The organism is Niveibacterium sp. 24ML (genome assembly GCF_026586805.1).
GTDB lineage: Bacteria > Pseudomonadota > Gammaproteobacteria > Burkholderiales > Rhodocyclaceae > Niveibacterium.
Map to the genome: position 1 here is coordinate 116483 of NZ_JAPFHA010000008.1, position 22057 is coordinate 138539.

21 protein-coding genes are annotated in these 22057 nt (G+C 66.5%); 10 read left to right on the forward strand and 11 right to left on the reverse strand.

Annotated elements, in window-relative coordinates:
- The first annotated feature begins 114 nt into the window (after positions 1-114).
- From OPU71_RS09235 to dapA, 4 genes are all read left to right on the forward strand, one after another.
- Entirely contained in the window at positions 115-1500 is a 1386-nt protein-coding gene (locus OPU71_RS09235; protein WP_267727602.1) for a response regulator, read from the forward strand.
- A gap of 246 nt (positions 1501-1746) precedes the next feature.
- Positions 1747-2883: an RNA ligase RtcB family protein gene (locus OPU71_RS09240; protein ID WP_267727604.1), complete on the forward strand. Its 1137-nt coding sequence runs from the start codon at positions 1747-1749 to the stop codon at positions 2881-2883.
- Positions 2883-3512 carry a peptide chain release factor H gene (gene prfH / locus OPU71_RS09245; RefSeq protein ID WP_267727607.1) on the forward strand — a complete coding sequence of 210 codons (630 nt, stop codon included), beginning with the start codon at positions 2883-2885 and terminating at the stop codon, positions 3510-3512. The genes OPU71_RS09240 and prfH overlap by 1 nt, the downstream gene beginning before the upstream one ends.
- 344 nt (positions 3513-3856) lie before the next feature.
- Positions 3857-4732: a 4-hydroxy-tetrahydrodipicolinate synthase gene (gene dapA / locus OPU71_RS09250; RefSeq protein WP_267727609.1), complete on the forward strand. Its 876-nt coding sequence runs from the start codon at positions 3857-3859 to the stop codon at positions 4730-4732.
- A gap of 21 nt (positions 4733-4753) precedes the next feature.
- Here dapA and hflX read toward each other — a convergent pair whose 3' ends face one another.
- From hflX to OPU71_RS09265, 3 genes are all read right to left on the reverse strand, one after another.
- Positions 4754-6106, reverse strand: a complete 1353-nt coding sequence (hflX, locus tag OPU71_RS09255; RefSeq protein WP_267727611.1) for a GTPase HflX — start codon at positions 6104-6106, stop codon at positions 4754-4756.
- Positions 6107-6202: 96 nt separating this feature from the next.
- A complete protein-coding gene (locus OPU71_RS09260; RefSeq protein WP_267727613.1) occupies positions 6203-8434 on the reverse strand; it encodes a DUF805 domain-containing protein in 2232 nt (743 codons plus the stop codon).
- A gap of 150 nt (positions 8435-8584) precedes the next feature.
- Positions 8585-9064 carry an FKBP-type peptidyl-prolyl cis-trans isomerase gene (locus OPU71_RS09265; RefSeq protein WP_267727615.1) on the reverse strand — a complete coding sequence of 160 codons (480 nt, stop codon included), beginning with the start codon at positions 9062-9064 and terminating at the stop codon, positions 8585-8587.
- A 208-nt stretch (positions 9065-9272) separates the two neighbouring features.
- Here OPU71_RS09265 and OPU71_RS09270 point away from each other — a divergent pair, with 208 nt between their 5' ends.
- Together OPU71_RS09270 and OPU71_RS09275 are read left to right on the forward strand one after the other, a co-directional pair.
- Positions 9273-10250: a GAF domain-containing protein gene (locus tag OPU71_RS09270; protein ID WP_267727617.1), complete on the forward strand. Its 978-nt coding sequence runs from the start codon at positions 9273-9275 to the stop codon at positions 10248-10250.
- 48 nt (positions 10251-10298) lie between these two features.
- A complete protein-coding gene (locus OPU71_RS09275; protein ID WP_267727619.1) occupies positions 10299-10736 on the forward strand; it encodes a sensor histidine kinase in 438 nt (145 codons plus the stop codon).
- Between the two features lie 3 nt (positions 10737-10739).
- Here OPU71_RS09275 and OPU71_RS09280 read toward each other — a convergent pair whose 3' ends face one another.
- Positions 10740-10976 carry a DUF1653 domain-containing protein gene (locus OPU71_RS09280; RefSeq protein WP_267727621.1) on the reverse strand — a complete coding sequence of 79 codons (237 nt, stop codon included), beginning with the start codon at positions 10974-10976 and terminating at the stop codon, positions 10740-10742.
- A 151-nt stretch (positions 10977-11127) separates the two neighbouring features.
- Between OPU71_RS09280 and OPU71_RS09285 the strand changes: the two genes are divergently transcribed.
- Positions 11128-12732: a protein adenylyltransferase SelO gene (locus OPU71_RS09285; protein ID WP_267727623.1), complete on the forward strand. Its 1605-nt coding sequence runs from the start codon at positions 11128-11130 to the stop codon at positions 12730-12732.
- A 6-nt stretch (positions 12733-12738) separates the two neighbouring features.
- Here OPU71_RS09285 and OPU71_RS09290 read toward each other — a convergent pair whose 3' ends face one another.
- The 5 genes from OPU71_RS09290 to dbpA all read right to left on the reverse strand — a co-directional run bounded on the left by OPU71_RS09290 (position 12739) and on the right by dbpA (position 18234).
- A complete protein-coding gene (locus OPU71_RS09290) occupies positions 12739-13506 on the reverse strand; it encodes an alpha/beta fold hydrolase (protein WP_267727625.1) in 768 nt (255 codons plus the stop codon).
- Positions 13503-14534, reverse strand: coding sequence for a M14 family zinc carboxypeptidase (locus OPU71_RS09295; RefSeq protein WP_267727627.1), 1032 nt, complete (start codon positions 14532-14534; stop codon positions 13503-13505). Before OPU71_RS09295 ends, OPU71_RS09290 begins: the two co-directional genes overlap by 4 nt.
- A gap of 125 nt (positions 14535-14659) precedes the next feature.
- Positions 14660-15784, reverse strand: coding sequence for an OmpA family protein (locus tag OPU71_RS09300; RefSeq protein WP_267727629.1), 1125 nt, complete (start codon positions 15782-15784; stop codon positions 14660-14662).
- A gap of 95 nt (positions 15785-15879) precedes the next feature.
- A complete protein-coding gene (locus tag OPU71_RS09305; protein WP_267727631.1) occupies positions 15880-16767 on the reverse strand; it encodes a spermidine synthase-like protein in 888 nt (295 codons plus the stop codon).
- Positions 16768-16812: 45 nt separating this feature from the next.
- Complete coding sequence (gene dbpA, locus OPU71_RS09310; RefSeq protein ID WP_267727634.1) at positions 16813-18234, reverse strand: ATP-dependent RNA helicase DbpA; 1422 nt, start codon at positions 18232-18234, stop codon at positions 16813-16815.
- 265 nt (positions 18235-18499) lie between these two features.
- Between dbpA and OPU71_RS09315 the strand changes: the two genes are divergently transcribed.
- From OPU71_RS09315 to OPU71_RS09325, 3 genes are all read left to right on the forward strand, one after another.
- A complete protein-coding gene (locus OPU71_RS09315; RefSeq protein WP_267727636.1) occupies positions 18500-18703 on the forward strand; it encodes a cold-shock protein in 204 nt (67 codons plus the stop codon).
- Positions 18704-18837: 134 nt separating this feature from the next.
- Entirely contained in the window at positions 18838-19095 is a 258-nt protein-coding gene (gene infA / locus OPU71_RS09320; RefSeq protein WP_267727638.1) for a translation initiation factor IF-1, read from the forward strand.
- A 135-nt stretch (positions 19096-19230) separates the two neighbouring features.
- Positions 19231-19551 (forward strand): hypothetical protein, encoded by a 321-nt coding sequence (locus tag OPU71_RS09325; protein WP_267727640.1) that lies wholly within the window; start codon positions 19231-19233, stop codon positions 19549-19551.
- A 1-nt stretch (position 19552) separates the two neighbouring features.
- Here the strand turns inward: OPU71_RS09325 and sbcB are convergent, their stop codons facing one another.
- Entirely contained in the window at positions 19553-20986 is a 1434-nt protein-coding gene (sbcB, locus tag OPU71_RS09330) for an exodeoxyribonuclease I (RefSeq protein WP_267727642.1), read from the reverse strand.
- Between the two features lie 75 nt (positions 20987-21061).
- The gene (locus OPU71_RS09335; protein WP_267727643.1) at positions 21062-22039 is read right to left on the reverse strand and encodes an alpha/beta hydrolase fold domain-containing protein; all 978 of its coding nucleotides are present in this window, start codon (positions 22037-22039) and stop codon (positions 21062-21064) included.
- Positions 22040-22057 lie beyond the last annotated feature (18 nt).

The following is a 22057-nucleotide window of genomic DNA, read 5'->3' on the forward strand; positions in this document are numbered from 1 at the left end:
AAGTCCTTGAAACCATTGCCCGTCAGGGCAATGGCGGTGGCATAATCCGGCGCATGCCAGATGCATTGCGCGCCACCCCGGCGTGTGCTGCGGCATGCCCCCGGATGCCACGCCATGACCCGAAAACACGCGCTGATCGTCGACGATTCCAGTACCGCGCAATACCGCCTCAAGCGGATGCTGCGGCCCTACGACCTCGACATCAACGCGGTGGACTCCGGCGAAGCGGCGCTGCGCTTCCTCGAAGTGAATACCCCCGACGTGATCTTCATGGATCACCTGATGCCGGGCATGGACGGCTTTCGCGCCCTGCAGATCATCAAGTCGCACCCGGAAACGGCGACCATCCCGGTGATCATGTACACCTCGCAGGGCGGCGATGTTTACACCGGCCAGGCGCGCGCGCTCGGTGCGCTGGACGTGGTATCGAAAGACACGATCAGCGCGACCGACCTCACCCGCGTGCTGCGCATGATCCACATCGAGCCGCTGGCCGATGCGCCGGCGCAGCCCGCAGCACCGCAAGCTGCCACTCATGACACGGCGCCCGCGCCGGCCATCGTCGAACGCCGCCGCGCGCCGCATCCGGCAAGCCTTGAGCAGGCGCGCGCGCTGGAAATGCGTTTGCGCAAGCTTGAATTGCTGCAGGAAGACAGCCAGCGCACGATGACCGCGCGGCTGGTGCGCGAAATCCACGGCCTGCGGCAGGATCTGAAGAAAGAAATCCACGGCATCGAGCTCGCCGCAAGGCATGAGCCCCCGAGCCCGACGCTGCCGCCGGCTCCGCGCTCGGCGCTGCTGCCACGACTGGCTGCCGCTGGTGCGCTGGCGGCGCTAGCCCTTGGCCTTGTGAGCCTGCATCTCACACTCGAATCGCTGCAGCAGGGGCAGGACGCGCTGGGCAAGCGAGTGGCGGCGCAACTGGCCCAGCAAGTCGCTGCGCGGCCTCAGCCGATTCCCGCCGCTGTCGACGCCGCGCCCACGACTGACAACTACTTGCAGGATCTGGTGTGGGCGTTCAATCAGGGCGGCGCGCTCAACTATCACCCCGACAGCATCGACCGACGCGCGGTGATGCGGCTCAATGAGCTGCTTGGGCGGCTGGCGACGAAGGGGTTCAAGGGGGTGGTGGAAGTGCGCGTCGCGATCGGCGATTTCTGCCTGATCAACCCCGGCCAGTCGCAAGCGCAGATGCCCGCCGATGGCGCCAAGCTGGGCGATTGCGTGCTGGCCAGCAAGGTCTACCTGCCCGAGCGCACGCTTGAACAATACGTGCGTGAGATCGGTAACCTGCGCACCCAGCTGCCGCCGGGCGTGACGCTGGTGATCACCGGCCGCCCGGGAGCCGAAGCTTATCCGGAGGCGGCACTCGGCACCGCCGCGCGCGACTGGAACACAATCGCGCAACGCAACACCCGCTTCGAACTGAGCGTGACACCCGCGCCGCGCGGCGAAACTCCAGCGCCGCAGGTTCAAGCCACACTGGCCGGCAACGGCTGAACGCACTGTTGTATGCACGCCGCATCGCGCGGCGTGCCGCTTGCCAGTCCGCTGCGCGGGGCTTTAGCATCCGCCCCTCACATCCACTTCAACTTGCAAAGGAGAACGCACCATGACGTATCGCTGCCATTCACTTTGCAGGTCCTGCCCGGTTTAACTTCCCCACCGTCGCGCTCGCGACGGCTGTCGTGATTTGCCCCGGCCTCGGCCTGCCACGCATTTCTTCCATCAATTCTGGATTGGCAAATGGGCAATTTCATACAGCAATTGGCTGAGGGCGTTTCTTTGCTCGCCTCGGCAAAAACCTGGATCGAGGGTGACGCGATCCAGCAGTTACAAAACACTGCAAAACTCGAAGGCATGCGCCGTGTCGTCGGCATGCCGGATCTGCATCCGGGGCGTGGCTACCCGGTCGGCGCGGCGTTCTTCTCGTGCGGCCGCTACTACCCGGCGCTGATCGGCAACGACATCGGCTGCGGCATGGCGCTCTGGCAGACCTCGCTCGAACGCAGCAAACACTCGGCGGACAAGCTCGAAAAGAAGCTGGGCAATATCGACGGGCCGCTTGGCGAGGATTGGCGCGAGCTGATCGCCGCGGAGGCCCTCGCACCCAGCGGCTACGAAGCCTCGCTTGGCACCATCGGCGGCGGCAATCACTTCGCCGAAGTGCAGGAGATCGATCGCGTACTCGATGCGCCGGCGCTGCAGCGCCTGGGTGTCGACAAGCGGCGGCTTCTGCTGCTGGTACACAGCGGCTCACGTGGGCTGGGGCAGGAAATCCTGCGCGATCATGTGGTGCGCTTCAACCATGCTGGGCTCGTCGAAAGCAGCGCAGAGAGCGACGCCTACCTCGCGCGCCACGCGCAGGCGCTGGCTTTCGCTCAGCTCAACCGGCGCCTGATCGCGCTGCGGATGCTCGAACGCCTGCGCGGCGAGGGCCAAGCGGTGCTTGATCTGAACCACAACCTGCTCGCACCCGCCGAAGTGGCCGGCGAGGCCGGCTGGCTGCACCGCAAGGGCGCTACACCGGCCGACGCGGGGGTGGTGGTGATCCCCGGCTCACGTGGCGACTACAGCTTCCTCGTCGAGCCGATTGCCGATGCGGCGAGCCTCTATTCGCTGGCGCATGGGGCCGGCCGGAAGTGGATGCGCGGCGACTGCAAGGACCGGCTTTCCGCCCGGTACTCCCTGCAGCAATTGAGCCGCACCGCGCTCGGTAGCCACGTCGTCTGCAAGGATCGCAGCCTGATCTTCGAGGAGGCGCCGGAAGCCTACAAGCCGATCGACACCGTCATCGACTCACTGCTGGGTGCTGGCGTGATCCGCGTGCTGGCAAGGCTCAAGCCAGTGCTGACTTACAAGACCAGCGGGGAGGCGTGTTGATGATCCTGATGCAACTATCCGCCTCGCAGGGGCCGCTTGAATGCGCGCTGGCGGTCGCCAAGGCACTCGAGCAACTGCAGCGCGAAGCGAATGCTGATGGCGTGCGGCTTGAGCTTGTCGAACACCTTACCGGTGCGCGCAAGGGGACCTACCTGTCGGCAACGGTGACCCTTGAGGGCACACAGGCCGCCGCGCTTGCGCGCCGCTGGGCAGGGACAGTGCAGTGGATCTGCGCGAGCCCGTTCCGCCCTGGTCACGCACGCAAGAACTGGTTCATCGGCGTGGCGGTGTACGACGAACCGCCGCCTGCGCAGATTGGCGAGATCCGCTTTGAAGCCTGTCGAGCCTCTGGCCCGGGTGGGCAACACGTCAACAAAACCGACTCCGCGATCCGCGCAACGCACAGTGCCAGCGGCATCAGCGTCAAGGTTCAGTCGCAGCGCAGCCAGCATGCCAACAAGCGGCTTGCCACGCTGCTGATCGAACAGAAGCTTGCCGAACAGGCCGACAAGGCAGCCGGCGCCTTGCGTGCCGAGCGGCGGATCTTTCACCATGGTGTTGAACGCGGCAATCCGGTTCGGGTGTTCCGTGGCGAGCGCTTCCTGCCCGACGACGCTGCGCCGGCTTGATCCAAGCTGAAGTGTGTGAAGCCCTGTCGTGTTGTTTGCGACAGGGCTTCACGGCACAACGCAGCGCGACTAGACTGCGGGCTCAGCTTACGTGTCGACCTCTCGATCCATCATGCACAACGCGCTTGCCATCCGAGCCTGCACTGCGGCCTTCCCGGCCGAAGCAGACGCGCGCCTGTGCGGGCTGAAATCCAAAAAACGTCTGCTCCGCTGACGGGGAGTCGTGTCCCGTCGGGCGGCATGCCGGACGGGATCAGCCAGTCGTTTCGCAAGTCTGTTTGACCCCCGAATCGATGCCTTGCCCGACGGAACGGTGTTAACCATTCGTTCACAAGGAGGCAAGCATGCAATCGATTTTTGAAGGTCTCTGGATTCCCATCGTCACCCCGTTCCGCGAGGATCGGGTCGATCACCCGGCGCTTGAACGCTTGGCGCAGCATCTTGCGGGGCAGGGCATCGCCGGTTTCGTGGCCGGCGCCACGACCGGCGAGGGGGTCTTGCTCCGCGCGGGCGAGCAGGAAGCGGTGTTTGCCAGCTTGCGCCGGGCAGCCCCTGCGCTGCCGATCGTCTTGGGTGTCACCGCGTTTTCAACCGACGCGGCCACCGCGCAGGCGCGGGCCCTTGCGGCATTGCGCCCTGAGGGTTTGCTGGTGACGCCACCGGCCTATGTGCTCCCCGCGCAAGCGGGCATTCGGCGGCACTTCGAGGTGGTGGCCGAGGCGGCCGATCTGCCGCTGCTGGTCTACAACATCCCCTACCGCACGGGTGTGACGGTGGAGCTGGAAACGCTGCAGGCACTCGCGACGGACCCGCGCATCGCCGGCATCAAGGAATGTGGTGGCAGCCCCGAGCGCCTGATGCGCCTGGTGCACGAAACGCCGCTGCGGGTGCTGTCGGGCGACGACAGCCAGAATTTCGTTGCGCTGTGCCTCGGCGCGCACGGCAGCATCGCCGCCTCGGCGCACATCCGCCCCGATCTGCATGTGCGGATGCATGCCCTGCTGCGGGCGGGGCAGGTGGATGCGGCGCGGCAGATTGCGGTGTCGCTGCAGGCAATGATCGCGGCCCTGTTCGCAGAACCCAATCCGGCCCCCTTGAAGGCTTGGCTTGAGGGCGAGGGCTGGTGCGCCGCCGATCTGCGCTTGCCCTTCACGGCGGCTACGGCGCCCTTGCGTGAGACGCTCGCTCGCCATGGGCGGGTGTTGCAGGCCCTCGCTTGAGGGGGCCTTGGGCGCGCCGCCTCAGAGCGTGTGGCCGACCCGTTCGCGCAGGCGTTCGAGCGCCACAGCTTCACCGCGCAGCTTGAAGTGAGCGCCGTCTTCGTCGGCGCGCTCTTCAAGTACCTGGCAGGTTTCGTAGATGTCCTTGCGCAATTGCTGCGCCGACCAGGGCAGCAGCAGTTCGATTTCGACCAGATCGCGCTGGAAGAAGGCAACGATGGTGGCGTGCATGCGCGCCACGTCTTCCGGCCTGCGTGCGCTCATCACCACGCAGTCCGGGTACTGCGCGCGCAACGCGGCTTCGCATTCGGCCTGCGCGGTGGCGTCGCCGACATGGTCGATCTTGTTGAAGACGCGGATGCGCGGCAGCGTGTCGGCGCCGATTTCCTTGAGCACTTCGTCGGTCACCATCAGCTGGCGCTCGAAACCGGGGTCGCTGGCGTCGATCACATGCAGCAGCAGCTCGGCGTCCAGCGCTTCATCGAGCGTGGATTTGAACGAGGCCACCAGGCCGTGCGGCAGGTTCTTGATGAAGCCCACGGTATCGCTGACCAGGATGCGCGGCACGCTTTCCGGGTAGAGCGCGCGCACGGTCGTATCCAGCGTCGCGAACAACTTGTTGGCGACCAGCACTTCGCTGCCGGTGAGCGCACGCATCAGCGTGGACTTGCCGGCGTTGGTGTAGCCGACCAGCGCGACGCTGGGCAGGCTTTGGCGACCCTGCCGGCGGGCGCGCTGGGTTTCACGCGTGGCGTTCATGCCGACGATTTCGAGCTGCAGTTCGGCGATGCGGTCGCGGATCTTGCGGCGGTCCAGCTCGGTGTGCGATTCACCGGCGCCGCGTCCGCCTACGCCGCTGCGCTGGCGCCCCTGCGGGCCGGCCAGCTTGGCCGCTTCGCGCAGGCGCGGGGCCATGTAGCCCAGGCGCGCGATTTCCACCTGGGCCTTGGCGGCCGGTGAGCGTGCGTTGCGGTGGAAGATCTCGAGGATCACCATGGTGCGGTCCATCACCTCGCAGCCCACGGCCAGCTCAAGATTGCGCGCCTGCGACGGCGAGATCTCGTGATCGACCAGCACGAATTCGATGTCGCCGCCTTCCGGGTCGACCGACAGCGGGGTGCCGTCCATCTCGTCGAAGCCGGCTTCGCCGGTGACATAGGCGTGGATTTCCTGCCGCTTGCCGACGCCAAGGTAGCCGGTCTGGTCGAAGCCGCTGCGTTTCTGCGTAAAGGTGCGAACCACCGTCAGGCCCAGCGTCTTGGCGAGCTCACGCAGCTCGGTCAGCGAGGCTTCGAACTCGATATCGCTGACGTTAGGCAGTTGTACCGCCGCCACAACGGCACGTACGGGCTGGTCTTTGACTTCGTTTTGCATTCGCGGGTCGCAGCTTTTCAGATGGGCAAAGGCAGATAGTACCCGGCGGCGCGGGGCAGGTCGTGCCAGGCCGGCGCCGCCGCGTACAGGCGGGGCTCAGGCCTCGGCCTGCCGCTTGCGGCGGAACCAGCTCAGGCCGATCCAGGCGACCCCGACGAGGGTGAAGAGCTTGAGCCCGGTGACAAAGGGCGACGCGGGCCGCGGCGGTGTCACGCCGGTGAGCAGGCGCGGCGCGAAGCCAAAGGCTTCTTCAAGCGACTGCGGGTCGGCGAAAGCCGGGTAGTCGCCCACCCATACCTGGGGCACCTGGCGCGGGCGGTTGCCGCCTGGCGCATTCGGATTGCAGCCAGCACCCAGCGTGAGGTTGCACTCGCTGAACGGCACATTGCGCTTCTTGAGCCAGTCGCGGCTTTCATTGCATTCGGGGCAATCGACGCGGGTGTAGAGCGTGACCGGCGGCAGGCCCGCCGTGCCCAGCATCTTCACGTCGTAGACCAGCGGCGCGCGGCCCGGCGGGGTACCGATGCGGCGCGGGCAACTGGCGAGGGTGCCGGACTCGATGGCGGCCTTGATCGCGTCGGGCTTGTAGCCTTCGATCAGGGGGCCACAGGAGCGCGCGATCACCGGCAGCGGCACGTTGCCGGCCTCTTCCAGCAGGGCCGAGCGGCATGCCACACCGGCATTGCCGGGCTGCCGCACATTGCAGAAGTAGATCAGCACATCGCCCCTGACGGCGGCAAAGCTGGCGGCAATGTCCTCACACTCGGGGCAGTCATGATCACGGAAGATGACCACCCAGCCTTGCCGGGCGACGCGCTCGGCCACGCTCTCGCCAGTGTCGGCAGCCGACGAAGCGCCGGCGCGCTGCAGGTCGGCCGTCACCATCAGGTGCTTGGCGGCCATGCCCAGGTTCGAAATCCACAGCGCCAGCAGGCCGATCAGGACCAGGCAGCCGATTCCCAGCAGCTTGAGCGGCCCCTGCGCATCGTGTTCGGGCTCGCCGAACGCGTTGCTGGCCGGGTTGCCGGGGATCAGCATCAGGCTCAGATAGACGGTGATCGCGAGCATCAGTTCAAGGCCCAGCACGTAGTCGTGCAGGCGGAACAACTGGAAGACGCCGCCGGTGAAGAGATTGAGCAGGCAGATGCTGGCGACGAAGAGCACGACCCACTGGCCGCTGAGCCCCAGGTCGCGCAATCGCAGGGTGAGCAGGCGCAAGGCTGCAACCAGGGTCAGCACCACCAGCGTGGGCAGCATCGACAGCACGCTCATGCCCGCCGTCATGATGGCCGTCAGCCCGCCAAAGGTGGCCTGGCTGAGCAGATGCTCGATCACCACCACCGCGACCAGCATCACCACCACGGCCGCCAGTGCGCTGTAAGAGGCATAGCGCAAGCGGCCGATCCGTGAGCCCAGGTTCAACCAGCTCAGCCAGCCCGGCGGCGGGGCGTCGGGGTCGCCGAAGAGGTTGGCCTCCGCCGAGCCTGGCATCACCATCAACAGCACAAGCGCCCAGAAACCCAAGGTTCTGGCCAGCGTTCGTCCGGTTTCGCCGGCCGCCAGCAGGGCGCCGAAGAGCGCAAGGAAGCCGAGCAACCAGAGACCGCTGCGGTTCAGATCGTGCAGGCGCAGCACGCTCAGGCGCGCGCCAAGCAGCAGGATGAACAGGTAGAGCAGCAGCACCGCAACGATGCCGGCATTGCTCGCTGCGTTGCGAAAGCCGCCTTCGAAGGCCTGCAGCATGATCGCGGCGCCGCTGAGCTGGCCCACGAGGAACAGCAGGCTGATGAAGCACACATAGCGCAGGCAGCCCATGCGGCCATCCAGGCTGATGCCCCAGAAGCGGGTGTCGCTGTAGCCGGGCTCCGGCGCGAGGGCGTCCGCCTCGCTTGCGAGCCCGGTGCTGGGTGCGGCGCCATTGCTGGCCGCGCAGGCTGCGCAGAAGCCGGGCGCTTCGACCGGTGTGCCGCAGCGATAGCAACCGATCTTCTCGCCGGTGAGGCGGGGCGGGGGCTGCTGCGGCGCCAGTGCAAGGCCAGATTCGGTTGGGGCCGGCACGGCCTGCGGCGCGGGGGCTGCAGGCGGCGCGGCGGCAAGGTCCGGCTTGATCGTGACGTCCATGCCGATGTCGCGCAAACGCGCCATCAACCGTTCGGCCTGCTCCAGCGACTGTTTGCGTTTGATTGCCACCGCACGCCCGACGAACATGGCGTCGATCTGCAGGGCGGTCAGCTTGAGCTGGGTGCTCAGCGACTCGCGTACCGCCGCCTCGTCAAAACCGCTCAGGCAGCGGCCGCTGAAGATCACGATGAAGGTGTTGTCGTTCATGGGGCGGGCAGATTCAGGATTGGGGGCGGACGCAGTGTGCCCGCAGAAGGCCGGGTCTGTCTTGACGCTGGCGCGGCCGCGCGCGCCGGCAGGCCCGGAAAGCACAAACCCGCCAGGGGCGGGCTTGTGCGTCAGCAGCCGGATCGCTGCTTAGTGCTGGTGGCCGTGGTCGCCGTGCACATGTTCATGCTCGATCTCTTCCACGGTCGCGGCACGTACGTCCAGCACCTTGGCGCTGCAGCGCAAGGGCTTGCCGGCCAGCGGGTGGTTGCCGTCCAGCATCACGACCTGGCCCTTGATCTTGGTGACAAAGAAGTAACGCATCTCGCCATCGGCCCCCATGCGCTGCAGCTGGCCACCGACCTTCACGCCGGGCGGGAATTCACTCTTGGGCATGGTTTGCATCAGGCTCTCGTCGCGCTCGCCAAAGGCGTCTTCCACCGGCAGGTTCAGCGTCACCGAGAAGCCGGCTTCCTGGCCTTCGAGCGCTGCTTCCAGTTTCGGGAAAACGTTCTCGTAGCCGCCATGCAGGTAGGCCATGGCTTGCTTGCCATCGTTGTAGATGAACAAGCCCTTGGGGTCGGTCACCTTCAGCAGCAGGGTGACGGCGGTGTTCTTTTCGATTTTCATGGTTGCAGTTTGCCGGAGCGGATTGGATAGCCCGCCATTCTCGCCCGATCTGGCCGCCGCTTGTAGCCCCCGTCGCATCAACTGGGTGGGGCGGACTTGCGGCGGCGCTTGTCGCAGGCGCGCGACCCGGCGCATGATTGGGCGTTGGTCGGCGAACCACTGGGCTCGCATCGGCCAGCACCCTTCCCAAGACGTGCGGGGGGCCACCATGCGTCCAGCCCTGAGTGCCGAGGCAATCGTATGCCCGGATCGAGTCGCCGATCTGCTGAGCCTGCAGAACGAAGTGCTGGAGGCCGTGGCGGTAGGCTTGCCGCTGCATCAGACGCTTGATCTGTTGTGCCGGCGGGTCGAGGCCCTCGCAGGCGATGTCCGCTGCTCGGTGCTGCTGCTCGATGGCACGCACCTGCGCCACGGCGCGGCGCCCAGCCTGCCTGCGGCCTACACCGCCGCAATCGATGGTGTCGAGATCGGCCCCTGCGTTGGCTCTTGCGGGACGGCGGCGTTTCGCGGCGAAGCGGTGGAGGTCACCGACATCGCCAATGATCCGCTGTGGGCGGCCTACAAAGGCCTGGCCCTGCCGCACGGCCTGCGCGCGTGCTGGTCCACGCCGATCCGTGCCCGCGCGGGCAGCATCCTTGGCACCTTTGCGCTGTATTTTGGCCAGCCACGCGGCGCCGGCGAGTTTCACCGCGCTGCGGTGCATGCATCCACACAGCTGGCAGCGATCGCGATCGAGCGCGCCCGCATGGACGAAGCCGAGCACCAGCGGATCGAACAACTGGCCGATTCGAATGCGCGTATCGAACTGCTCAACCGCACGCTGGAGCGGCGGGTGGAGGAGCGCACCCGCGATCTGGATCGGCGCAATCTCGAACTGGCGCGGGCCTTCAACGAACTGCAGCGTGCCCAGGGCGAGCTGCTGGAGGCACGGCGCATTGCCAGCCTCGGGCGCATGGTGGCCGGCATCGCGCATGAGCTCAACACCCCGCTGGGCAATGCGCTGGTGATGGCGACAACGCTGCAGTCGCGTTGCGAACAGTTCACGCTGCAGGCGGCCGGGCCGCTGCGCCGGTCCGACATCAGCAGTTTCACGACCGACATGATGGACGCCACCCGACTTCTGGTGCAGGCGATCGAAAGCGCCGCCAGCCGCGTTGGCAGTTTCAAGGCCGTCGCGGCCGAGTAGCCGCAGGCCACGCGCTGCAGCTTTGCAGCGGCCGACGCGCTGCGTTATGTGGCCCATCTGTTCGGCCTGGAGCTGCGGGCAAACCGTTGCGAGATCTCGGTCGACGCGCCCGAGAACCTGACGCTCGACAGCTACCTCGGGCCCTTGCAGCAAGCGCTTGCGGCGCTGGTGGACAATGCTCTGGTGCACGGCGTGAAGGGCACCGCTTCGCCCGCGCTGAAGCTGGCGGCGCGCGAACTTGAAGCGGGCAGCATCGAGTTTGTGGTCAGCGACAACGGCCCGGGCATTGCGCCGGAACTGATCGACAAGGTCTTCGAGCCCTTCTTCACCACCCGGCTGGCCGAGGGCAACAGCGGGCTTGGCCTGCACCTGGCGCACAACGTGGTGCGGGGCGTGCTTGGCGGCACGATCCAGATCCAGAGTGAGCCGGGCAGCGGCACCCGCGTTACCTTGCGCTTGCCGGCGCACGCGCCCGGCAAGGCCTGAGGCTTACTGGATCGGCGCGAATCGGGGCTGGGTGACGCCTTCGTGCGCCACGTTCTCGATGAACATCGCGAAGGGCCGCACCCACATGCCGCCGGCCTTGTAGAGCGGGCGGTAGAGCACCAGTGCTTCGAGTGTTTCGCTGTGCCGCACGACGCCGATCACCTCGTATTCGCCGCCCTTGTAGTGCCGGTAGCGGCCGGGTCGCAGTTCGGGCAGGGGCGGCAGATCGGTATCGCTCATTCGGGACTCCGGCATCGCAGGCGCAGCAGGGACTGCGAGTGTAGCAAGCCACCCCGGCGTGCCGGTATAACAATCGGCCCCCGCAACGCGGGAACGTTGGCCGCACAATCGCTGTCCGACCGAAACGCCCTGCTGCATGACTGGACCGCGCATGACCGCCACCGCCTTCCGCCCCTTCGAGTCGCTTGAATTCGACAACCTCTTCGTCCGTTCGCACGCCGCAGACCCGGGCAGGGCGAACGTACCGCGCCAGGTGCCGGGCGCCGCGTTCAGCCATGTCTCGCCGACCCCGACGCGCGCGCCAGCGCTGCTGGCCTGGTCCGATCCGCTTGGCGCCCTGCTTGGCATCGCACGCCCGCCGCTCGGCGAAGGGCCGGTCGCTGAGGTGCTGGGTGGCTCGCGCGTCTTGCCGGGCATGCAGCCTTACGCGGCGCGTTACGGTGGCCACCAGTTCGGCCAGTGGGCCGGGCAGTTGGGTGACGGGCGCGCGATCACGCTGGGCGAGATTCTCGACACCACCGGCCAGCGGCAGGAGTTGCAACTCAAGGGCGCCGGCCGCACGCCCTACTCGCGCCACGCCGATGGCCGTGCGGTGCTGCGTTCGTCGGTGCGCGAGTTCCTTTGCAGCGAGGCGATGCACCACCTCGGCATCCCCACTACCCGCGCGCTTTCGCTGGTGGCCACCGGCGATGGCGTGGTGCGCGACATGTTCTACGACGGCAACCCGCAAACCGAACCGGGCGCCGTGGTCTGCCGCGTTGCGCCGAGCTTCGTGCGCTTCGGTAATTTCGAGATCTTCGCCGCCGAGAATGAAGCCACCAACCTGCGCACGCTGGCCGACTGGGTGATCCGTCACCACTACCCCGAGCTCGGCGAACCCGGCCCCGCCACCTACGCCGCCTGGTTCAAGGAGATCAGCCGCCGCACCGCGGTGATGGTGGCGCACTGGATGCGGGTGGGTTTCGTGCACGGCGTGATGAACACCGACAACATGTCCATCCTCGGCCTCACGATCGACTACGGCCCGTACGGCTGGCTTGAAGACTTCGATCTGGGCTGGACGCCCAACACCACCGATGCGCAGGGCCGCCGCTACTGCTACGGCCAGCAGGCGCAGATCGCCTACTGGAACCTCACCCGCCTGGCCGGCGCGCTGAGCGAACTGGTGGGCGACGACGACGCGCTGCGCGCCGGGCTGGAGACTTACCGCGTCACCTTCGGCGATAGCTGGTCACAGATGCTGGCCGACAAGCTCGGCATCACCGACCGTGGCGGCGACGACGAAGACGGGCTGATCACCGATCTGTTCGGCTTGTTGCAGCAAACCGAAACCGACATGACGATCTTCTTCCGCTCGCTTACCGCAGTCCCGCTTGGCGCGGGTGTCAGCGCCGCCGAGCAGATTGCGCCGCTGCGCGACGCCTTCTACGACCCGGCCGCGCTCGATGGCCCGCATGGTGGGGCGATGGCCGACTGGCTGGCGCGCTACGCGGCACGGGTGCGGGAAGACGGCGACGCGGCAGCGGGTCGCATCGCACGCATGAACGCCGCCAATCCCAAGTACGTGCTGCGCAACTGGATCGCCCAGCAGGCGATCGACGCAGCCAGCACCGGCGATACCTCGCAGATCGAACGCCTGCTCGACGTGCTGCGCAAGCCCTACGACGAGCAGCCCGAGCATGCCGATCTGTTCGCGCGGCGGCCGGACTGGGCGCGCAGCAAGCCGGGCTGCTCGGCGCTGTCCTGCAGTTCGTGAGCCACCTCAGCGCGATGCGGCCAGCCAGCGCGTGATCTGCGCGATCACCCAGTCGCCGTCGTCCAGCGGCAGATCGTGGCCGGCATGCGGGTGTTCGGCGTGGGCGCATTGCCAGCGCTGCGCCAGCGTGCGCGAGCAACGCGGGCTCACCAGCGCATCCCTCGCGCTGCTGAGCACCAGCAGGGGCGTCGCCGGCCGGGCCACGGGCGCGGTGTAGCGCGCGGCGGCCAGCAATTGCCGCAGCGCGTTGCGGCGCGATACCGGCCGTGCCTCGCGCAGCGCGACCCAGGCTTCGATGCATGCCGCGTTGTCGGCAACGCATCGCGTGGTGGCCTCGAAGATGGTGCGCTCCCATGCTGCCGCGCTGCCGCCCAGCAGGGCCAGGCGCAGCAAGGGCATGTAGTTGTGCGGCTGCAGGCGTTGCCAGAAGGGGCTGAAGGGTCGCAGGCTGGTGTTGATCAGCACCGCGCGTGCGACTTCCTGCGGATAGCGCTGCGCCCAAGATACGGTGAGCATGGCGCCGAGCGACATTGCAATGACGCGGTAGGGCGGCGCGACGCCTTGTCGCGCCAGTTCGGCGCGCGCGGCATCGGCCATCGCGTCGACGCGGGTCGGGCTCTCGCGCTGGTTGAGCATGCCATTGCCGGGCAGGTCGATGCAGTACACCGGGTGGCCCGCTTGTGCCGCGCGCAGGCGTTCGGGGAAGCTGCCCCAGTGGCCTTGTTCACGGGTGAGGCCGCGCAGCAGGACCCATGGGATCGGGCGGGCTTTCATGTCGCGCCCGTCACCGTGCCGTACCAGTCGCGCATTGCCAGTTCGTAGTGGCGCGCGCGTTCCTGCGGCGCCGGCAGCCAGCGGCTATGGCTGCTCGCGGCGCGGGCCATGAAATCGAGCCATTGCATGTGCCGCCGCAGCACGCGTTGCTGGCGGTGCGCGATACCGGGATTGAACATGCCGTGGCGCGAGAAGAGCTGGCGCGGATTCTTCTTCACCCACAGCCAGGAGCCCATCTCCAGCGTGAGCGGCAGGAATACACGTTCGGAGGACTGCGTGGCGCGCAGGTAGAGGTAGTCCCACAGATCGCCGTGGGTCAGGTAGCTGAGGCTCTGCGGCTCGAACACGTAGCTGTGCTGCGCGTGGGTCTGGTCGAAGATTTCCTTCAACGCATGCACTTCGGGCAGGTGACGGATTGGCTCGGAGGTATGCGCGAAGGGGAACCAGATGCGGTCGCGCAGCCCGAAGCCGGAGTGGCAGTCCACCGCCATGCTGAAGGGGCGCGAGAGCAGTTCGCGTTCGACCAGATCGCACAGGGCCAGGCTCTCGGCCTGCATCGGCGCGTTGCGGGGGCCGCGATACCAGGGCAGCCAGCGGGTGATGCGCTGGCCGCCGGCCAGGAATGGCACTTGTTCAAGCGCTTCGACCGGCGCATTGCGCATCAGGTCGACGCCGTTCGGGTTGGCGCGGGTATTGCGCCAGACACCCGCCGGGTTCACCAGCGGCATGAACACCATACGCAGGGTTTCAAGCTGGCGGTGAAGCAGCGCATCCCAGCGCAGGCGCACGACCAGGCTGCGCAGGAATTCGATCACCACCTCGGCGCCGATCCGCTCCAGGCCGTGAATGCCGCCGAAAAAGCCGATCGCGGGGGCATCGGGGGCCGGGTTGCCGAGGCTGATCGCATACACCGGAAAGCGATGGCGCCCGCTGGCCACTTCGCACAGCACTTGCGCATCGAGCTGGCCCGCACCCTGGCGGATGACGCGTTCCAGTTCAATCTGCAGCGCAAGTTCGGCAGGCGGCATCGGCTTCGGGCTCGGGGCGGGATCGGCAGCATAGCCCAGGCCGATTGCAGCAATTCGAGCCTGTCATGTGACAAGGCCGCCCGGCTTGCGCGGGGCGGCCTTGTGGGGCAAACGGCGCTTGCTGCTTACAGGCCGAACAGGCCCTTGAGCTTGTTGGCGGCGTCGATGGCGTTCACTGCGTCATTGATCGTGATGCCCTTGCTCGTTTCCTGATTGTTGCCTTGTGCCGGTGCTTGTTGCTGTGCCTGCCGCGTGGCGGGGGCCGTGCGCGGGGTGTTGGCTGAGATTGTGGTGCCCTGGCTGGCCGTTGCGGTGCTGCGCGCGACGATCTCGACCCGGCGGTTCTTTGCACGACCCGCGTCGGTGGTGTTGGGCGCCAGCGGCTGCGTCATGCCGCGACCGCTCGCGTTCAGGCGCCCCATGTCGATGCCCTGCTGGGTGGCCAGCGCCATCGCGACGGCGCTCGCGCGTGCTTCAGAGAGCTGCTGGTTGGCATCGGCGCCGCCCACATCGTCGGTGTGGCCGATGATGTCCAGCTGCAGCGCGGGGTTGTCCTGCAGCACCTTGCCCAGTTCCTTCAGCGTGGCGGCGGATGCGGCAGTCAGCGTGGCCTTGCCGGTATCGAACTGGAAGCCGTAGAGGTCCACCTTGCCGTTCTCGCTCAGCGACTTGGCGATCGGGCTGTTGCCGCTGACGGCGATGCGCCCGTCATCGAGTTGGCCCTTCTCGACCACGAACTGCCAAATACCGCCGTCGTTCACCCACATCGACACATAGGTGTTGCCGCGCTGCGCGGCGAGGTACTGGTTGTCGCGGCTGTAGTTCAGGTACAGATCGCGCGCCTTCATCAGCTTCTGGAAATCGCTGAGGTTGGATTCGGTGCAGGGGCGTTCGCAGGCGAACAGCTCCGTGAAGCCTGAGCGGCGCAGCGCCGACTGGTAGTTGCGGAAGATCTGCAGCGCCGACGCGGACTTGGGCGTGTCGTAGTGAATGTAGGTGACGGCGCCTTCGAGCGGCATCAGCTTGTCGGCGACGTAGTCGCCGCCGCGCCGGTAGGGCTTGCTGAGGATCAGCTGAAACTCCTCGTACTCCTTGAAATCGTAGTGGTCCATCTTGGCGCCCGGGTAGGGCGGAACTTCCGGGTGATCCGGGCCGGTTGCGCCGATTGCCGGGGTCGTGCCCAAACCGAGCAGGACGAAGCCGAGTCCGAGCAGGCGGCGGGAAAGGCGCTTGGAGTACTTGGGCAGCATTGTTTTGCCTCATGTGTGTTGGGGTCGCCGCGCATGATGCCGAATGGGTAGCGACATCGCCACCTCTGAATTCACACGGAATGTAAATCCGCGCGCTAACGCCGCCGACGCTCGCGCTGGGCGCTCTTGGCGAGCTTCTGTGCGAAGCCGCTGAAGTCGAGCCCGATCTTCTGCGACAAGGCGCGCGCCTCACGATCCACCGCCGCCCAGTCGGGTGGGTAGCCTTCGTCATTGAAGGCGAAGGCGATGCGGTTACCGTCGCCGGCCACTTCCTGAACGATCAGGCGGTCGCGGAACACCTCGCGCAGCAGGTCGATGTGGGCGGCGCTGTCTTCACCCTTCACCGCAAGATTGCAGACCAGCATGCCGGCTGGTTTGAGGCGGGCGCGGATGTTCAGGTAGAAGCGCTCGTCGCAGAAGGCCGGCACGATGCCGTTCTCGTCGTAGCCGTCGAGCAGCACCACGTCGGCACGATCCTCGGTGCTGGCGAAATACTCGACCGCATCGGCGCACAGCACCGCGAGCCGCTCATCGTCCGGCGGCACCGCGAACTGCTCGCGCAGCGCGATCACATCTTCGCTGATTTCCACCGTCGTCACGCGCGAGCGCAGCAGGTGGCGGTGGCAGAACTTGGTCAGCGAACCGCCCCCCATGCCGATGATCACTACATGCTTTGGCCGCGGCTGGAATAGCAGGAAGGCCATCATCTTGCGCGTGTAGGCGGCGTGCAGCGCATACGGCTCGGCGATGTCCATCTCGCTTTGCACCAGCGCCAGCGTGAAGTGCAGCCGCCGCAGCTTGCCGTCGTCGATCACGAAGGGGCGTGGGTATTCGCCGTCGCGCAGCAGGCGGATCAGGTAGTGGATGTCGGCGTCAGCAGCTTCGAGCAGGCGCACCACGCCGCGTTCCTGCAGGAACGCGGCGTGGAATTCCAGCAGGCCATCGGCGGTGATGCGCGATTCGAGCAATGCGGGGCGGGTCATCTGAAGTGTGAGCTTGGGTTGGAGCGGGCCTTGCGCACGTTCAGATCAGAGCCGCCTTACCTTGACGCGCTTGCCCTTGATCTTGCCGTCGCTGAGTCGGCGCACGGCCTTGTCGGCGATATCGCGATTCACCGCCACGTAGGTGGAGAGCTCCATCACGCTGATCTTGCCGACCTGTTCGCGGCTGAAGCCGGCTTCGCCGGTGAGCGCGCCCAGCACGTCGCCGGCGCGCAGCTTTTCTTTGCGGCCACCGAGAATCTGCAGGGTTGCCATCGGCGGCAGCAGCGCTTCGCCCGAGGCGTCCAGTTCGTCGAGCGTGGCCCACTCCGGCACGAAGCCCTGTGCGGTGGCGATCGCTTCGATGCGGCGTTTTTCGTTCGGGCTCACCAGGCTCAAGGCCCAACCCTGCGCATCGCCACGGCCGGTGCGGCCGATGCGATGGACATGGATCTCCGGGTCCGGCGTGACGTCGACATTTATCACCGCTTCGAGATCGGCGATGTCCAGCCCGCGTGCGGCGACGTCGGTGGCCACCAGCACCGAGCAGCTGCGTTGCGCGAACTGCACCAGCACCTGATCGCGCTCGCGCTGATCCAGTTCGCCGTGCAAGGCGAGCGCAACGATGCCCGCCGCCTGCAGGGTGTCGACCAGATCGCGGCACTGCTGGCGGGTGTTGCAGAAGGCCAGCGTGCTGACCGGGCGGTAGTGCTGTAAAAGGCGCGCCACGCCCGCCAGCCGCGCCTCGGGTGCGACTTCGTAAAAGCGCTGACGGATCTTGTCGGCGGCGTGCGATTCGGCCAGCTTCACTTCATGCGGTGTGAGCAGGAAGCGCGCCGCGATGCGCGCGATGCCGTCGGGGAAGGTGGCCGAGAACAGCAGGGTCTGGCGACTGAGCGGGCACAGGCTGGCCACTGCCACCATGTCGTCGTTGAAGCCCATGTCGAGCATGCGGTCCGCTTCGTCCAGCACCAGGGTGGACAGATCGCGCAGCAGGAGCGCCCCGCTTTGCAGGTGATCGAGCACCCGCCCCGGCGTGCCCACCACGACATGCGCACCATGCTCAAGGCTGACGCGCTGTGGCTTGGCCGGCGAACCGCCGCACAGCGTCAGCACCTTGATGTTGTCTTCGGCACGCGCAAGGCGCCGGATTTCGCCACTGACCTGCTCGGCCAGTTCGCGCGTCGGGCACAGTACCAGCGCCTGCACTTCCAGACTGCGCACGTTCAGCTTCATCAGCAGTGGCAGCGCAAACGCGGCCGTCTTGCCTGAGCCGGTCTTGGCCTGCGCGATGAGGTCCCGGCCTGCGAGTGAATGCGGCAGGCTCGCGGCCTGGATGGGCGTCATCGTGTGGTAGCCAAGCAGGCTCAGGTTGGCCAGCACGGCCGGCGGCAAACCCAGGGTGCTGAAGGGCGCGCCGCCCTCGGCGGCGATGGCCTCGGGGCCGGGAGTGTGGTGGATTTCGGTCATGCGTGATTATCGGCTGAGCGCCGCTGCTTGCGGAGACAAATCGACGCAAGGATTTTTTCTGAAGTGAAAATATTGGAAATAAAGATTGCTTTCCTGTTCGAAAGGGCGCATGGTTCGCCTCGCGTTTATCAAGCAGTGTCTTTGTTGTTAGTTCAGTACCTTCCGCAGTTCCGGTATTCCTGCCTTCATAGTTCCGCCGCCTTGACGACCGCCCAACCAGGGCAATCCCCTGTGCTTTCTTTTTATTTATTCAGGAGTTTCAAAAATGGCTAACGGCACTGTGAAGTGGTTCAATGATTCCAAGGGTTTCGGCTTCATCACCCCGGACGGCGGCGGTCAAGACCTGTTCGCCCACTTCTCGGCAATCCAGGGTGGTGGCTTCAAGACCCTTCAGGAAAACCAGCGCGTCTCGTTTGACGTGACCAAGGGTCCGAAGGGCGATCAAGCCTCGAACATCCGCCCGGAGTAATTGCTTGAGGCAGGCAGTTTCGCCTGCCACCTGCGTACTCCCGCATCCCGCCCCGCTGTGCGGCGGATGATGCCACCGAAAAGCCCGGCAATTGCCGGGCTTTTCGTTTCTGAATTGCCCAAGGAGCCAAACATATGGCGAAGGAAGAAGCGATCGTGATGAACGGTCAGGTCACCGAAGTGCTGCCGGATGCACGCTTCCGTGTCACGCTGGACAACGGGCACGAGTTGATCGCCTACACCGCGGGCAAGATGCGCAAGCACCGTATCCGCATCCTCACCGGCGACAAGGTCACGCTGGAGATGTCTGCCTACGATCTGACCAAGGGCCGCATCACCTTCCGTGCCATCGAAGCGCGCGGGCCTGCCACGCCGCAACGCCGCCGTTTCTGAGCGCCTCGCACCGCGCCGCCGTGTGCGCCGAAACGTCCGCTTACGACATTTACATTTCGAGATTCAGCCCAGCCAGCACCTCGCACGTTGAGGTGCATAGGGCGCAATCCTGCGCCACCCCGGCTGGAGAATCCGATGAAACCCCTCATTCGCGCCACCTTGTTGGCGCTTGGCATGCTGACCGCTTCGGGCGCCATGGCGCATGGCCGGGGCCATCATCATGGCCATGGTGATGATTGGGACGAGCACCATCGACGTGACCGCTATCGGGACGAATGGCGTTACCGGCAGTGGCAGGACGAATACCGATGGCGCGAGCACGCCCACTGGCGCCATGTTCACAGCCCTCACTGCCGGCACGCCGGCTACTATCCGCCGCCCCCACCGCCACCGCCCTACTACGGCCGCCCGGCGATCACGATCGGGATTGCGCCGATCGTGATCCCGCTGCGCTGAGTCAGGCCGGCGGCGCGATCGCCTCGGCGTAGTCGTACAGCGCGCCGAGGATCGCTTCGCCGCGCTCGTCGGCCGTTTCGCTCAGTGCGTCGATGCGATCGAAGAAGGCCGGCAGAGAACGCGCGCCGCCCACGCCCTGATGCAGCTGGGCGATGCGGTGCATTTCCCAGCGTGCCTGCTCGCTCTCGCTGAGCGTGGCGGGGAAGTTCCGTGCGCGATAGCGGAACAGCAGTTCTTCGAGTCGCCCATCGGCGAAGCTCACCTTTTCGCTAGCCAGTTCGGCCGCGTCCAACGAACGCAGCTGGTTCAGCACGCGCCGGTCTCCATTGCCGACAAAACCGCCGTAGAGGTCTTCGTCGACGTCCGTCGGCGTTTCCGGGGCCGGGCGCGCGAATACCTCGCGCCACAGTGCGGTCAGCGGCTTCATGTTGCGCGCCGCTTCGGCATGGCGCAGCGCCTGCGCGACATCGACGCCCCATTTCTCGGCCATCGCGGGGCTCAGCGTTTTAAGGTTGCCAATCACCACCGGTGACTTGTTGATGTGGATGGTCTTGATCGGCAGCCGCGTGACGCCCTCGGGCAGCGCGTCGGTGCGCGTGAACATGCGCTCGCGCACGGTGGCGGCATCCAGCGTGGCGAGTTCGCCCGGATCCTGCGCGAGATCCCACACGATGATCTCGTTCTTGTTCGTCGGGTGCGGGCCAAGCGGCCACACGATGGCGATGCAGCCGCGCTCCGGCCCGAACATGCCGGACACATGCAGGAAGGGCTTCGGGTTGGCGAGATCGATCTCGGCCAGCACCGCGTCTTTCTTGCGCAGCTTCAGGCAGAAATCCCACAGGCGTGGCTGCAGGCCGCGGATCAGGCGCGCCAGCGCGATTGTTGCGCGCACGTCGGACAGCGCATCGTGCGCCGCTTCGTGTGCCAGCCCGTTGGCGGCGGTGAGGTGTTCGAGCTTGAACGACGGGCGGCCATCTTCGTGCCTGGGCCATTCAATGCCTTCGGGCCGCAATGCGTACATGCAACGCACCACGTCGAGCAGATCCCAGCGGCCGCAGTCGTTCTGCCACTCGCGCGCGTAGGGGTCGATCAGGTTGCGCCAGAACAGGTGGCGGGTGACTTCGTCATCGAAGCGCAGGGTGTTGTAGCCGACGCCCACGGTGCCCGGTGTGGCCAGCTCGCGCTCGATCACCGCTGCGAATGCGTGTTCGGGCAGGCCGCGTTCGAGACAGGTCTGCGGCAGGATGCCGGTGAGCAGGCAGCTCTCGGGGTCCGGCAGGTAATCCGGCGCTGGCAGGCAGTAGATCATCTGCGGCGCGCCGATCTCGTTGAGTTCGGCATCGGTGCGCACGCCGGCGAACTGCGCCGGGCGGTCGCGCCGCGGCATCACGCCAAAGGTTTCGTAGTCGTGCCAGTAGAAGCTCAGGTCGGCCATCGGGCGGGTTCTCGCAGAGATCAGCCCGCGATTCTACGCACCCCGCGTGCCACGGCGGCGTGACGGGGCGCGCCGTTACATCGCGGCGAGTCGCAATTTCTCCCACAGGAAGGGTTTGAGCTGGGTCCACCAGCGGCCGCCGAGCGAGAGGTCGACGGTATGCGTCATGTCGCCCTGCGCGACCACGGTGCAGCTGCCGCCTGCGTCCACGATCGCCTTCTGTGTCGGCAGTACGTTGCCGCTCCAGGTTGCGCCGGTCACGCTGTCGGTTTCCTTGGCGTGGAACAGCAGCACCGGGCTGTCGCCGGCATCGAAGTGGAACAGGCTGTTGGTGTCGATGCCCGATTCGCCGAGCGTTGCGCCGGTGGCGATCGCCGCCTGCACCCGCGCGCTGACGCCCGGAAAGTCCGACACCGTGTTGAGCAGGGTGTCCGCTTCGATTGCGTTGATCAGCGAGATGCCGCCACCGGCCGAGGTGCCGATCGTCGCGATGCGGTTCGGATCGATGTGGTAGCGCGCGGCGTTTGCCCGCAGGTAGCGGATCGCGTTCATCGCGTCTTCGGTCGCCTGCTGGATCGCGCGCACGCGGATCGCCGGGTTGGCCTGGTTGTCGGGCGTCAGGCGGTAGTTGATGGTTGCGGCGACATAGCCGGCGCGCGCGTAGCTCATCGCATCGTCGCGGCGCTCCTCCTTGCTGCCGGCGACAAAGCCGCCGCCGTGGATCCAGACGATCGCGGGTTGCGGCGTGCTGGCGGTCGCGTTTGGGGGCACTGCGACGTCAAGTTCCAGGGTCAGCTCGGCGCCGCCGATTTCGAGGTTTTTGGTCAGGCTGGAGCTGTATTGCACGCCGCCCTCGTTCGGGCGCGTCGAGTAAGGCACATCGAGATACAGCGCCATCTGCGCGGTGTCGAACTGCGGGCTGACGTAGAGGCCGCTTGCCGGCGGCTGCGGCGGGCCCGGTGGCGCTTCGGGCGTCGTGCTGGCGTCGCCACCGCCGCCACATGCGGTGAGGGTGGCAGCCAGCAATGCGGCCAGGGCTTGGTTGAGCGTCATGCGTGTTCCTTGCGCGAA

What these genes read in the sequence shown, in the direction of transcription:
- OPU71_RS09235 (WP_267727602.1), top strand. Translation starts at nt 115, where the DNA reads ATGACCCGAAAACACGCGCTGATCGTCGACGATTCCAGTACCGCGCAA.
- OPU71_RS09240 (WP_267727604.1), top strand. Translation starts at nt 1,747, where the DNA reads ATGGGCAATTTCATACAGCAATTGGCTGAGGGCGTTTCTTTGCTCGCC.
- prfH (WP_267727607.1), top strand. Translation starts at nt 2,883, where the DNA reads ATGATCCTGATGCAACTATCCGCCTCGCAGGGGCCGCTTGAATGCGCG.
- dapA (WP_267727609.1), top strand. Translation starts at nt 3,857, where the DNA reads ATGCAATCGATTTTTGAAGGTCTCTGGATTCCCATCGTCACCCCGTTC.
- hflX (WP_267727611.1), bottom strand. Translation starts at nt 6,106, where the DNA reads ATGCAAAACGAAGTCAAAGACCAGCCCGTACGTGCCGTTGTGGCGGCG.
- OPU71_RS09260 (WP_267727613.1), bottom strand. Translation starts at nt 8,434, where the DNA reads ATGAACGACAACACCTTCATCGTGATCTTCAGCGGCCGCTGCCTGAGC.
- OPU71_RS09265 (WP_267727615.1), bottom strand. Translation starts at nt 9,064, where the DNA reads ATGAAAATCGAAAAGAACACCGCCGTCACCCTGCTGCTGAAGGTGACC.
- OPU71_RS09270 (WP_267727617.1), top strand. Translation starts at nt 9,273, where the DNA reads ATGCGTCCAGCCCTGAGTGCCGAGGCAATCGTATGCCCGGATCGAGTC.
- OPU71_RS09280 (WP_267727621.1), bottom strand. Translation starts at nt 10,976, where the DNA reads ATGAGCGATACCGATCTGCCGCCCCTGCCCGAACTGCGACCCGGCCGC.
- OPU71_RS09285 (WP_267727623.1), top strand. Translation starts at nt 11,128, where the DNA reads ATGACCGCCACCGCCTTCCGCCCCTTCGAGTCGCTTGAATTCGACAAC.
- OPU71_RS09290 (WP_267727625.1), bottom strand. Translation starts at nt 13,506, where the DNA reads ATGAAAGCCCGCCCGATCCCATGGGTCCTGCTGCGCGGCCTCACCCGT.
- OPU71_RS09295 (WP_267727627.1), bottom strand. Translation starts at nt 14,534, where the DNA reads ATGCCGCCTGCCGAACTTGCGCTGCAGATTGAACTGGAACGCGTCATC.
- OPU71_RS09300 (WP_267727629.1), bottom strand. Translation starts at nt 15,784, where the DNA reads ATGCTGCCCAAGTACTCCAAGCGCCTTTCCCGCCGCCTGCTCGGACTC.
- OPU71_RS09305 (WP_267727631.1), bottom strand. Translation starts at nt 16,767, where the DNA reads ATGACCCGCCCCGCATTGCTCGAATCGCGCATCACCGCCGATGGCCTG.
- dbpA (WP_267727634.1), bottom strand. Translation starts at nt 18,234, where the DNA reads ATGACCGAAATCCACCACACTCCCGGCCCCGAGGCCATCGCCGCCGAG.
- OPU71_RS09315 (WP_267727636.1), top strand. Translation starts at nt 18,500, where the DNA reads ATGGCTAACGGCACTGTGAAGTGGTTCAATGATTCCAAGGGTTTCGGC.
- infA (WP_267727638.1), top strand. Translation starts at nt 18,838, where the DNA reads ATGGCGAAGGAAGAAGCGATCGTGATGAACGGTCAGGTCACCGAAGTG.
- OPU71_RS09325 (WP_267727640.1), top strand. Translation starts at nt 19,231, where the DNA reads ATGAAACCCCTCATTCGCGCCACCTTGTTGGCGCTTGGCATGCTGACC.
- sbcB (WP_267727642.1), bottom strand. Translation starts at nt 20,986, where the DNA reads ATGGCCGACCTGAGCTTCTACTGGCACGACTACGAAACCTTTGGCGTG.
- OPU71_RS09335 (WP_267727643.1), bottom strand. Translation starts at nt 22,039, where the DNA reads ATGACGCTCAACCAAGCCCTGGCCGCATTGCTGGCTGCCACCCTCACC.